The organism is Nonomuraea sp. CA-141351 (assembly GCF_050944675.1).
GTDB lineage: Bacteria > Actinomycetota > Actinomycetes > Streptosporangiales > Streptosporangiaceae > Nonomuraea.
The window spans coordinates 3,078,214-3,090,003 of sequence record NZ_CP191982.1; the positions used below are offsets into that span (position 1 = coordinate 3,078,214).

The 11,790-nt window shown below is 70.3% G+C and carries 11 protein-coding genes; all 11 read left to right on the top strand.

What is annotated here, in order from left to right; translation table 11 throughout:
* Window positions 1–18: 18 nt before the first annotated feature.
* The gene (locus tag ACQPWU_RS14930) at window positions 19–963 is read left to right on the top strand and encodes an ABC transporter permease (RefSeq protein ID WP_433440275.1); all 945 of its coding nucleotides are present in this window, start codon (window positions 19–21) and stop codon (window positions 961–963) included.
* Window positions 950–1,864: an ABC transporter permease gene (locus ACQPWU_RS14935; RefSeq protein WP_433440277.1), complete on the top strand. Its 915-nt coding sequence runs from the start codon at window positions 950–952 to the stop codon at window positions 1,862–1,864. Before ACQPWU_RS14930 ends, ACQPWU_RS14935 begins: the two co-directional genes overlap by 14 nt.
* Window positions 1,865–2,034: 170 nt before the next feature.
* Window positions 2,035–2,793, top strand: coding sequence for a GntR family transcriptional regulator (locus ACQPWU_RS14940; RefSeq protein WP_433440279.1), 759 nt, complete (start codon window positions 2,035–2,037; stop codon window positions 2,791–2,793).
* On the top strand, window positions 2,790–3,794 hold the full coding sequence (locus ACQPWU_RS14945) for an ABC transporter ATP-binding protein (protein ID WP_433440281.1): 1,005 nt from the start codon (window positions 2,790–2,792) through the stop codon (window positions 3,792–3,794). Before ACQPWU_RS14940 ends, ACQPWU_RS14945 begins: the two co-directional genes overlap by 4 nt.
* Complete coding sequence (locus tag ACQPWU_RS14950; RefSeq protein WP_433440283.1) at window positions 3,791–4,807, top strand: oligopeptide/dipeptide ABC transporter ATP-binding protein; 1,017 nt, start codon at window positions 3,791–3,793, stop codon at window positions 4,805–4,807. Before ACQPWU_RS14945 ends, ACQPWU_RS14950 begins: the two co-directional genes overlap by 4 nt.
* Window positions 4,804–6,294, top strand: coding sequence for an aldehyde dehydrogenase family protein (locus tag ACQPWU_RS14955; RefSeq protein WP_433440285.1), 1,491 nt, complete (start codon window positions 4,804–4,806; stop codon window positions 6,292–6,294). The genes ACQPWU_RS14950 and ACQPWU_RS14955 overlap by 4 nt, the downstream gene beginning before the upstream one ends.
* Before the next feature lie 127 nt (window positions 6,295–6,421).
* Window positions 6,422–7,951 (top strand): ABC transporter substrate-binding protein, encoded by a 1,530-nt coding sequence (locus ACQPWU_RS14960; protein WP_433440287.1) that lies wholly within the window; start codon window positions 6,422–6,424, stop codon window positions 7,949–7,951.
* A complete protein-coding gene (locus ACQPWU_RS14965; protein ID WP_433440289.1) occupies window positions 7,948–9,045 on the top strand; it encodes a tartrate dehydrogenase in 1,098 nt (365 codons plus the stop codon). The genes ACQPWU_RS14960 and ACQPWU_RS14965 overlap by 4 nt, the downstream gene beginning before the upstream one ends.
* Window positions 9,042–10,337, top strand: coding sequence for an amidohydrolase (locus ACQPWU_RS14970; RefSeq protein ID WP_433440291.1), 1,296 nt, complete (start codon window positions 9,042–9,044; stop codon window positions 10,335–10,337). Before ACQPWU_RS14965 ends, ACQPWU_RS14970 begins: the two co-directional genes overlap by 4 nt.
* A gap of 221 nt (window positions 10,338–10,558) precedes the next feature.
* Complete coding sequence (locus tag ACQPWU_RS14975) at window positions 10,559–10,972, top strand: TOBE domain-containing protein (RefSeq protein ID WP_433440293.1); 414 nt, start codon at window positions 10,559–10,561, stop codon at window positions 10,970–10,972.
* Between the two features lie 10 nt (window positions 10,973–10,982).
* Complete coding sequence (gene modA, locus ACQPWU_RS14980) at window positions 10,983–11,786, top strand: molybdate ABC transporter substrate-binding protein (protein WP_433440295.1); 804 nt, start codon at window positions 10,983–10,985, stop codon at window positions 11,784–11,786.
* Window positions 11,787–11,790: the final 4 nt, after the last annotated feature.

An 11,790-nucleotide genomic window follows, 5' to 3' on the forward strand; every position in this document is an offset into this window, starting at 1 on the left:
CGACCCGGAGGTCCCCGAGTGTTGTACGTGCTAAGACGGTTCGCCGTCCTCGTGACGACCCTGCTGGTCGCCTCTTTCCTGGTGTTCCTCATCCCCTACGTCACGCCCGGTGACCCGACCGCACGGATCCTGCGGGCCCGGGTGGGTGACCTGGTCCAGGACCCCGAGACGCTGGCCCGCCTCCGGGTCGAGTACGGGCTGGACCGGCCGCTGCTCCAGCAGTACCTGTCCTGGCTTGGCTCGGCGCTGCAGGGTGACCTCGGCCGGTCGTTCACCAACGGCACGGAGGTCCTCCACCAGCTGATGCGGGCGTTGTCGGTCACCGCCTCGATCGCCCTGCTCGCCCTTCTGCTCGCCCTGTTGGTCGCGGTCCCGCTGGGAGCCGTCTGCGCGGTACGGCGCGGCACCACGCTCGACGGGGCGATCACCGGCATCACCCAGGCATTCGTGGCCGTCCCGGAGTACTGGCTCGCCCCGGTCCTGGTGCTGGTGTTCGCCCTGCAGCTCGGCGCGCTGCCCTCCTCCGGCTGGAACGGGCCGGCGTCGATGGTGCTTCCCTGCCTGACCCTGGCACTACGGCCGATGAGCGTATTCACCCAGGTCGCCCGCTCGTCGATGATCGAGGTCCTCGAGGCGCCCTACATCACCGCCGCCCGCAGCCGCGGGCTGAGCTTCGCCCAGACCATGCTCCGTCACGGGCTGCGCAATTCCGTCCTGCCGGTCCTGACCCTGTTCGCGGTCTGGCTGGCCGGCCTGCTCGGCGGGTCTGTCGTCGTCGAGGTGATCTTCGCTGTGCCCGGGGTGGGGCGGCTGATGTACGACGCGGTCATCAACAACGACGTCCCGCTCATTCAGGGTGCGGTCGTGGCGGTCGTCGGCCTGGCCGTGCTCATCACCACCCTCACCGATGTTCTCTACACCGTCATCAACCCGACTGCGAGGACGAGCCGTGTCCGTGCTTGACGTCTTCGGAGACGACACCCGTCGCGACGAATCCGGCGCTGCGCCGTCACCGGCCGAAACCGCCGCCGCCCCGGCCCGCCGCGGGCGCGGAACCTGGCCACCGGCGTTGCTGGCCGGGTCCATCCTGTTCGGTGTGATCGCCACGCTCCTGCTGCTGGCACCGTGGCTGGCGCCCTATCCACCGGCTCAGCAGGACCTCGTCGCCCGTCTGGAAGGCGCCTCCGCGGCCCACCTGCTGGGCACCGACCACCTGGGCCGTGACGTGCTCAGCAGGCTGCTGGACGGGGGCCGGTTCTCTCTCGCCGTGGCCTCGGTCACGCTGGTGATCTGCGCCGTCACCGGCACTCTCGTGGGGTTCCTCGCCGCACGGCGGGGTGGCCTGCTCGACACCGTCGTCATGCGCGTCACCGACATCCTGCTGGCCTTCCCCGAGATGGTGGTCGCGCTCTTCCTCGTCGCGGTCCTCGGCACCGGTGACCTGACGCTGGTGCTCGCCCTGACCATCGGCGGGTGGACCCCGTTCTGCCGGCTGGCCCGTGGTGTCGCGCTGGAACTCAACGGCCGTGACTTCATCGAAGCGGCTCAGGCTCTGGGTTGCTCGGGGTGGTTCATCATCCGTCGCCACCTGCTACCCAACGCCCTGCCCCCGTTGCTGGCCCACGCGGCGCTGCGCTTCGGCCACAAGCTCATCACCGTCGGCGCCCTGTCCTTCCTGGGACTCGGCGTCCAGCCGCCGTCCTCCGACTGGGGTTCGATGTTGTCCGAGGCCACCCCGTACCTCGACCGCTCGCCGCTGCTGGTCCTGGCGCCCGGTGCCGCGATCTTCCTGGCCGCTCTCAGCGTCACACTCACCGGCCGCGGCCTGGAGACGCGCCGGGCCCGGACAGGCCGGGCCTCGTGATCCGCGGAGCCCCGCTGCACGCCCGCAGGGGTCAGACTGGAAACGCTCACGCGCTCCTGCGACTGCGCACCGTGAGTGGCGGCAACAGCACACAAACCCGGAGAAGCAGACCCATGAGCCCTCAGACCCCGGCCCCGGCGGCCAAGACCCCGAAGCGCACGCTGACGGAGGTGGTCACCGGGCTGCTGCGCGACCGCATCCTCGGCGGGGAGTTCCCGCCCGGAACCCAGATGAACGAAGTCGAGCTCGCGGCGTACTTCGAGGTCTCCCGCGGCCCCTTGCGCGAGGCGATGCAGCGTCTGGTGCAGGAAGGTCTGCTGGTCAGCTACCCCCGCCACGGGGTCTTCGTCCCCACCTTGACCAGCGAGGATCTGGAGGACATCTTCGTCGCCCGCCGAGCGATCGAGCGCGAGGCGCTGCGCCGGGTCACCGCCCGAGGGGTCTCCGCGGGCCTGGTCGCCGACCTCGAAGTGATCGTCGCGCGTATGAAGGACGCCGCCGGCCGCGGGGACAAGAGCACACTGGCCGCCCAGGACCTCGCTTTTCATCGCCGCCTGGTCAAGGCTGCCGGCAGCACCCGGCTGGATCGGCTGTACGGACTCCTCGCCAACGAGATGCAGCTGTGTTTCCGGATGATCGTCGACAGCTACAGCGATCGCTCCGAGCTGTCGGCCGAACACGAGCAACTGCTGCACGTCATCGCCAGCGGTGACAAGTCCGCCGCCCTGGCGCTTCTGGACCGTCACTTCGCCGAGGCCGACGACCTCCAGGCAGCGGCATCGGGCCGACCGCGCGAGCACCACCTTCACCCTCACCCGCATCACCACCATGGTCCGCTGGCGGACGACCAGATCTTTCACGAACACGCCGACGGCTACCGCCACGGCGACGACCAAGAGGCCCCACCGCATCCCCCGGAGCAGCCATGAGCGCACGTCTGGAGGTCCGTGACCTGACCGTTCACGCTGGTCGGCCCGGACAGGCCCCGCCCATCCTCGACCGCGTCAGCCTGACCCTGGACCCCGGCGAGGTGCTGGCCCTGGTCGGTGAGTCAGGGTCGGGCAAGAGCATGACCGCCCACTCGGTGCTGCGCATGCTGCCGACCGGGTTGCACATGCACGCCGAGGCCCTGCGGCTGGGCGAGCTGGACCTGCTCGCCGCCTCCTCGCGGGCGTTGGACGGTGTCCGCGGCCGGCGTATCTCCATGCTCTACCAGCAGCCCAAGCACATGCTCGATCCGACCGCGACGGTCGGCAGCCAGGTCGCCGAGCCGCTGCGCCGGCATCTCGGCATGAGCCGGCAGGCCGCCCGCCGCCGGGTCGTGGAGTTGCTCGCCGCCGTCGGGATCCCCGATCCCGAACGCCGCGCCGGTGACCATCCACACCAGATGTCCGGCGGCATGGCCCAGCGCGTCATGATCGCCATGGCGCTGGCCACCCACCCGGATGTCCTCATCGCCGACGAGCCCACCACCGCCCTGGACGTCACCGTCGAAGCGCAGATTCTCCGTCTTATCGCCGCCCTGCAGGCCGAGACCGGAATGTCGGTCCTGTTCATCTCCCACGACGTCACCACCGTCGCCTCCATCGCCGACCGCATCGCCGTCATGTACGCGGGCCGCATCGTGGAGGACGGACCGGCCGCCGAGGTCATCACCGCCGCCGAGCACCCCTATACCCAGGCCTTGTTGCGCTGCTCGACCCTGCAGACCGACGACACCGGCCATCTGCACGCCATCCCCGGCAACGCCATCTCGGCACGCGCCGTCAGTCGCGGCTGCCGATTCCGCCCGCGCTGCGCCGTCGCGGCCGGCGACGCGGAACTGGGCTCCCACTGTGACAGTGAGGAACCCGATCTCGCGTGCTGCGGCACGCATCGCAACTCACGCTGCTGGGTCACCATCGACGCCCGAGGACAGGTTCCGGCATGAACGACCCCGCACAGAACTCCGACATCGCCATCATCGACCATGTCACCAAGCACTATCCGTTGTCGCGACACGGTTTCGGGCGCCGGCCGCACGTGCACTCCGTTGACGACGTGTCCCTGCGCGTCCGTGCAGGGGAGGTGCTGGGGCTGGTCGGTGAGTCCGGCTCGGGCAAGAGCACTCTGGCTCGGCTCCTGCTCGGCCTCGTACCAGCCGACTCCGGACTGATCGACGTCGATCGACTGAGGGTCGGCAAGCTGCGCGGCGCCCAACTGCGTCAGCTGCGCCGGTCGGCGCAGCTGGTCTTCCAGGACCCGCACGCCGCGCTGGACCCACGTATGACGCTGCGGGAATCACTGCTCGCCCCACTCCAACAACACCGCATCGGTACGCCGCAGGAGCGCCTGCGCGGGGTCGCCACCGCGCTGGCGGAGGTGGGCCTGGACGACAGCTTTCTGGAGCGCCGGCCGGGCGACTGCTCCGGCGGGCAACTGCAGCGGGTGGTCATCGCCAGAGCCCTCCTGCTGGAACCCAAGCTGCTCGTCTGCGACGAGCCCGTGTCGGCCCTGGACGCCTCGGTGCAGGCGACCATCCTGAACCTGCTGGTCGATCTGCGTCGCTCACGGGGGCTGAGCATGCTGTTCATCTCCCACGACCTGAGGGTGGTCAAATTCCTCGCCGACCGGGTGGCGGTCCTCTACCTCGGGCAGGTCGTGGAGACAGCCACGCACGACGGCATCTTCACGGGCGCCCTGCACCCCTACACCCTGGCGCTTTTGCATTCCGGCCACGGACACCGCGTCGACGCCGGCACGCCGGATCAGCTGAAGGGTGAACCGCCCAGCCCCGTCTCCCCGCCTTCCGGCTGCCGCTTCAACACCCGCTGTCCGCTGGCCACCGACCATTGCCGCACTGAGCAGCCCGACCTCGTCGACATCGGAAACGGCCACCACGTCCGCTGTCACCGCTCGGCGGAGAGCAGGAGCCGGCTGGCCGTTGAGGAGATCCCCGCATGAGCCTCATGACCGAACGCGCCGCCACGCCGCCCGCCACCACCCGCTGGACCCCGCCCGGTAAGGCGTACGCCGGCGGACGCTGGCAGGAAACGGAGCGGCACACCGCCATCACCGACCCCGAAACCGGCGCTTTCCTCGGCGAGGTCGCCGACAGCACCGCCACAGAGGTACGCACAGCCGTCGACGCGCTCGTGGACACCTTTCGGGCCGGCACCGCTGCCGACCACTGGCCGCTGTGGCGACGCAGGGAGGCCCTGCACGGCGCTGCCGAACTGCTGAGGCAGCACGCCGAACGGTTCACCGCCATCGTGGGCTCCGAGGGATGCAAGACCATCAGAGATGCCCGCCGGGAGGTGGCCCGGGCAGCGGAGACCCTGCAGCTGTCCGCCGGTGCGGGACACGCCCTGCAGGGCACCAGCGTGCCGTTCGAGGACACCTCGCGTGGCGCGGACCGGCTCGGGTGGAGCAGCAGGGAACCGCTCGGGGTGGTCGCTGCCATCACCCCGTTCAACGACCCGCTGAACCTCGTGGCGCACAAGGTCGGCCCGGCGCTGCTGTCCGGCAACGTCATCGCGGTCAAGCCGCACGAGGCGACGCCGCTGTCCGCACTTGCCCTCGCCGAGTTGCTCCTTGAGGCCGGTGTTCCCGGCGACCGGATCGCCGTGCTGCCAGGCGGCCCGATCGCCGGGCGCGAGCTGGTGTCGCACCCCGGCGTCGACGTCATCTCCTTCACCGGCGGGGTCCGCACCGCTGACGAGGTGGCCCGCCTGGGCGGCGCCCGGACCCTGCTGATGGAGCTGGGCGGGTCCAACCCGGTCATCGTCGACCACGGCGTGGACCTGGTGGCAGCCGCGCAGGCCATAGCCGAAGGGGCGTTCGGGTGCGCGGGGCAGAACTGCCTGTCGGTGCAGCGTGTCTACGTGGTCGCTGAGCACTACGACGAACTGCTCAGCCACTTGACCCATGCGACCGCTCACCTGAACGTCGGCAGCAAGCACGACGAGACCACCGACGTCGGGCCTCTGATCGACACGGCAGCCGCGCGGCGCGTGGAGCGCCGCGTCGAGGAGGCCGTCGCCCGCGGCGCGGTCGTACGCGCGGGAGCGGTCCGTCAGGAAGCCACGTACCAGCCGACCATCCTCACCGACCTCGCCCCCGACGACCCCATCGTCACCGACGAGATCTTCGGCCCCGTGGTCAGCGTGCTGCCCGTGGCCGACCTCGACGACGCCGTGAACCAGGCCAACCGCGCGGCCACCGGTCTGCAGGCCGGGGTCTTCACCCGCGACACCACCGCAGCCCTGCGCACGGCCCGCCGTCTGCGGGCCGGCGCAGTAATGATCAACGACACGTCCGACTTCCGCATCGACGCCATGCCGTTCGGCGGTTTCCACCGCAGCGGCATCGGCCGGGAAGGCGTCACCAGCGCCGTCGTGGCGATGACCGCACCCAAGGTCATCGCAGCCCGGCTGACCGCCGCCGGCTGAGTTTCCTCACCTGCAAATATCCATCGGCCCTGCCGCCCCGACCGGGACGAACGGACGTCAGCCGGTCATGCCGTGGTGCCCATCTCCCCTTGCTCTCCCCCCAACGACGTTCCGGAGGAACACCAGCATGGCTCGCCCCCTGAATACCCTCGCCGGCCTGTCGACAGCTCTCGTCGTGCTCACCGGTTGCTCGTTCGACTCCGGAAGCGCCGACGCCCCTGCGGGCGGCAAATCCAAGCTGGTGGTCGCCGACCTGTGGGCGCCCGACTCCGGGTACGCCCTGGAGACCGACGACGCCTTCACCCTCACCCGCGCCGGCTGCCTGGAGACCTTGGTGGCCGTGGACAAGAACAACCAGGCTCAGCCCGCTCTGGCGACGGAATGGAAGCAGACGGCGCCCAAGTCCTGGACGTTCACCATCCGTGAGACCAAGTTCCAGAACGGCACCGCGCTCACCGCCAAGGTCGTCGCCGACGATCTCAACCGGCTGCTGAAGGCCACGGCGCCACCGCGCAGTTTCTCTCCCAGCGTCATCTCCACGGTCACCGCCGCCGACGACCGGACCGTACGGATCGACACGCCGGACGAGGACCTCTTCCTGCCGCTACGGGTCAGCGTTCCCAACACCGGGATCCTCGCCCCCGAGGCGTTCTCCGGCACCACCACGAACCCGGTCGGCACCTGCACCGGGCCGTTCGAGATCACCAGCACCGGAACGGGCCAGTCGCTGTCGCTGACCGCCAACGACGACTACTGGGGCGGGGACGTCGCCCTCGGCAGCGCCGAGATCCGCTACACCGAGAGCGACTCCACCCGCGTCACGCAGCTGCGTACCGGTGAGGTCTCGGTGGCCGCCAATCTCCCCGTCACCAGCCTTACCACCTTGAAGGGCGACGACAGCATCACTCTGCAGCAGGCTTCGCTGCCCCGCACCACCGGCCTCTACCTCAACACCCGCAAAGCCCCCTTCGACAACGTCGAGGCCCGCCGCGCGATCCAGAAGGCCATCGGACTCGACGCCATTGTCAAGGGGGTCTACGAGGGCACCGCCACCGCGGCGGCCGGACCGTTCACCCCCGACGAGCCCTGGACGCCGGACGGACTGCAGCCTGTGCAGGGAGACGCCTCAGCCGCCAAGGCCGTCATGGCCGCCGCCGGTATCGACCCCGGCTCCCTCGGCTTCGAGCTCATCGCCTACTCCGACCGGCCCGAGTTCGCCGACCTCGCCCAGGTGATCCAGGCGCAACTCGCCGAGGCCGGCATAACCGTGAAGATCCGCACCGGGGACTACGCCTCAGTCGAGGACGATCTCATGGGCGGCAAGTTCCAGGCGACCCTGCTGTCCCGCAACCACCTCATCGACCTGCCCGAGCCCATCAGCATTCTGCGCTCGGACGAGACCTGCAAGGGCGGCTTCAACCTCGCCGGATACTGCAACCCTCAGGTCGATGCGCTCGTCAAGAAGGCGGGGACCACGGCGGACACGACCAAGCGCCACGCCCTCTACGGTCAGATCGCCACCCACCTGGCCACCGACGTGGCGTTCATCCCGCTCGTCCACGAGAGCCTCACCATGGGCGTGGCGGACACCGTCCAGGGCCTGCCGACCGACCCGCTGGAGCGAACCCTGCTGACGAAGGACACGAAGCTGTCGTGACCACGACTTCCCCAGAACACACCGGCACCGGCGCGACACGGCGCTACGTCGTCGATGTCATCCCGGGTGACGGCATCGGCACCGAGGTCGTCCCCGCCGCCGTCCGCTGCGTCGACCACCTGGCTAAAACCTTCGGGTTCACCATCGAGTGGCGCGACCGCGCGTGGGGGTGCGACCACCACCGGGCGCACGGGCGCATGATGCCCGTCGACGGCCTCGAACAGCTGGCCTCCGCCGACGCCATCCTGCTGGGCGCCGTCGGAGCGCCGGACATCCCCGATGACATCACCTTGTGGGGTCTGCTCATCCCCATCCGCCGGGAGTTCGTGCAGTACGTCAACCTCCGGCCGGTCCGATCGCTGCCCGGGATCCGCTCGCCGTTGCGCTCGGATGCGCCGATCGACCTGGTCGTCGTACGCGAGAACGTCGAAGGCGAGTACAGCGAGGTCGGCGGCCGGGTCAACCGCGGCCGGCCCGGCGAGCTCGCGGTCCAGGAGGCGGTGTTCACCCGGGCCGGCATCGAACGGGTCGCACGCTTCGCCTCCGACCTGGCCCGGCGACGCTCGGGCCGGCTGATCTCGGCGACGAAGTCGAACGGCATCATCCACACGATGCCGTTCTGGGACGAAGTGGTGGCCGAGGTGGTCGCCGGCAGCGGGGTGGAGCTGGAGAAGGTCCTCATCGACGCCCTGGCCGCACGCCTCGTGCTGCGGCCGGAGGGCGTCGACGTCATCGTCGCCTCCAACCTGTTCGGCGACATCCTCTCCGACCTCGCCGGTGCCCTGGCCGGATCGATCGGGGTCGCGCCCAGCGCCAACCTCGACCCCACCAAGACGTACCCGTCGATGTTCGAGCCGGTGCACGGATCGGCACCCGACATCACCGGGATGGGCATCGCCAATCCGGTCGGCACTCTCTGGGCGGCGGCCATGATGCTGGACCATCTCGGCGAAGCCGCGGCCGCGGCCAGCCTCGTGTCCGCCTTCGAGCACGTCCTCCGTGCGGGGACCGCCACGCCCGATCTCGGCGGCACGGCGAGCACCGATCAGTTCACGACCGCTGTCGTCCACGCCCTCGCCGGGGGAACGTCGTGAGCACACGACCGCGATCCGGGGCCCGGCCTGATCCACTGGACGCGACCGCCGTACGGCGTCATCTGCACGGGCGGCCCGAGATCGGCTTCCTTGAGATCGAGACCGCGGACCTGGTCTGGGGCCTCCTCGCCGACCTGGGCTGGCAGCTACGCGGCGGCGGCGACCTCGTCGACGTACACGATCATCCCGGTATGCCGGGCCGCGACGAGCTCGACGCCGCCGTCCAGCGGGCCGCCGCGCAGGGTGTGCCGGCGGCGTCGGTGCACCGTTTCCGTGACGGGAACACCGCCTTCGTCGCGGAACTGAGGGGCGCCCGCCCGGGTCCGCTGGTCGCCCTGCGGGTGGACATGGACGCCCTGCCGATCCAGGAGAGCCGCTCCAGCAGTCACCACCCCGCAACCCAGAGCTTCGGCTCGAGCATCGACGGCGCGATGCACGCCTGCGGACACGACGGGCACGTGGCCATCGCGCTGCGGGCAGCGGCCCTGCTGTCCGACAGGCGGTTCCCCGGCACCGTACGGCTGCTGTTCCAGCCCGCCGAGGAGGGTGTCCGCGGGGCTGCTCCCATGGTCGCCGCCGGGCTTGCCGACGACGTCGACGTCCTGCTGGCCGTCCACCTCGGCTTCGGCACCCCGGACGGGTGCGTCGCGGCCGCGACCGAGCTGTACGGGACCTCGAAGCTGCGCGCGGAGTTCACCGGGGTCGCCGCCCACGCCAGCGGAGCGCCAGAACAGGGCCGCAGCGCCCTGCTGGCGGCGGCGTCCGCCGTTCTGGGCCTGCATGCTCTGCCCCGCTACGCGACGGCGACGACCCGCGTCAACGTCGGGACGCTGTACGCACCCGGTGTGGCGAACATCGTCAACGCCCATGCCGTCCTCGGCGCCGAGGTCCGGGCCGACGCCGCCGCCGAACACGACGACCTGGAGCAGCGCGCCCGCGACGTCCTCCACGGCGCGGCCGCCATGCACGGTGTCACCGTGGACATCGCCAGAACCGGCTGGGCGACCAGCGCGACCACCGACGGCGCGATCCTCAGCGGGATCGAAACCCTCGCCCCGAGCTGCGGTCTGCGTCTTCTGCCGCCGCGTCCCTTGCGTGCGAGCGACGACGCGACGCTGTTCATGCGGCACGTCCAGGAGCGCGGCGGACTCGCCGGATACCTTCTCGTGGGCGCCGGGACATACGGACCACATCACTCGCCGACCTTCGACCTGGACGAGGCCGTGCTGACCCCGGCCGCCGACCTCCTGGTCGCGCTCATCCGATCCCGGCTTCTCGACACCGCTCGCTGACTGCCTGACGCAAACGTATTGCGCCCCCCGGCCCGCCGTGCCGGGGGCGTCGTCATGTGTGGGCGCGCGGTCAGGCCGCGTACCTTTGACCGGCGCGGTGTGGGGTGCTCATGAGGCGCTCTTTGATCTCGTGAATGCCATGGCAGAGCCGTAGATCATGCCGCTGTTGCAGTGGCAGTCGGGTATTCAGGCTGGAATGTGCGAAGGGTAAGGTGAGGCTTGTGACGACGTTTCGGATCAGCGAGGCCGCCGCGTTGCTCGGGGTCAGCTCCGACACTGTCCGCCGGTGGGTGGACGCGGGCCGGCTGGCGGCCGAGCGGGACGAGCACGGCCATCGGCAGGTGAACGGCGCCGACCTGGCCGCCTTCGCCCGCTCCCAGATCGAGACGGTCGACGATGGCGGCCGCTCCTCGGCGCGTAACCGCTTTCGCGGGATCGTGACCGAGGTGATCAGGGACGCGGTGATGGCGCAGGTGGAGATCGCCGCCGGGCCGTTCCGGGTGGTGTCGCTGATGAGCCGCCAGGCCGCCGACGAGCTCGGTCTGGAGGTGGGGGTGGTGGCGGTCGCCGTGATCAAGTCCACCAACGTCGTCGTCGAGATTCCCGGCCACGAGCGCGTGGCCAGTAGCTTGTGAGGAGCCCCCCTTGGTGTTCAGGCGTCTTTCCCGATGGGCGATCGCCCTGCCCGTCGCGCTCGCGATCGCCGGGCTGTCCGGTTGCGGCTCCGGCGAACCGGCCACATCCGCGGCCTCCGCCCCGGCGTCCGCCGCCGGCGGGGCCAAGGAGGTGACGGTGTTCGCGGCGGCGTCGCTGACCGGCACGTTCACCGAGCTCGGCAAGACCTTCGAAGCCGCCCATCCGGGTACGACGGTGAAGTTCAACTTCGGCTCCAGCGCCACTTTGGCCCAGCAGATCACCCAGGGGGCGCCGGCCGACGTGTTCGCCGCGGCCAGCCCGGCCACCATGAAGACCGTCACGGACGCCTCGCTGGCCGGTGCGCCGACGACCTTCGTGCGCAACAAGCTGCAGATCGCCGTGCCGAAGGACAACCCGGCCAAGGTGGACGAGTTGAAGGACCTGGCCGATCCCAAGGTGAAGGTCGCGCTGTGCGCCGAGCAGGTTCCGTGTGGCGCGGCGGCGGTCAAGGCGCTGGAGGCGGCCGGGCTGACGGTCAAGCCGGTCACGCTGGAGCAGGACGTCAAGGCCACCCTCACCAAGGTGGAGCTGGGCGAGGTGGACGCGGCGCTGGTCTACAAGACCGACGTGATCGCCTCGGCGGGCAAGGTGCAGGGCATCGCCTTCCCCGAGGCGGACAAGGCGATCAACGACTACCCGATCGCCACCCTCTCCAAGGCCCCTGCCGGCGATCTGGCCAAGCAGTTCGCCGACCTGGTGCTGTCGCAGCAGGGCAAGGACGTGCTGATCAAGGCCGGGTTCGAGGCACCCTGAGCGG

Coding starts and splice junctions, on each gene's coding strand:
- ACQPWU_RS14960 (WP_433440287.1), top strand. CDS start 6,422: ATGGCTCGCCCCCTGAATACCCTCGCCGGCCTGTCGACAGCTCTCGTC.
- ACQPWU_RS14955 (WP_433440285.1), top strand. CDS start 4,804: ATGAGCCTCATGACCGAACGCGCCGCCACGCCGCCCGCCACCACCCGC.
- ACQPWU_RS14945 (WP_433440281.1), top strand. CDS start 2,790: ATGAGCGCACGTCTGGAGGTCCGTGACCTGACCGTTCACGCTGGTCGG.
- ACQPWU_RS14950 (WP_433440283.1), top strand. CDS start 3,791: ATGAACGACCCCGCACAGAACTCCGACATCGCCATCATCGACCATGTC.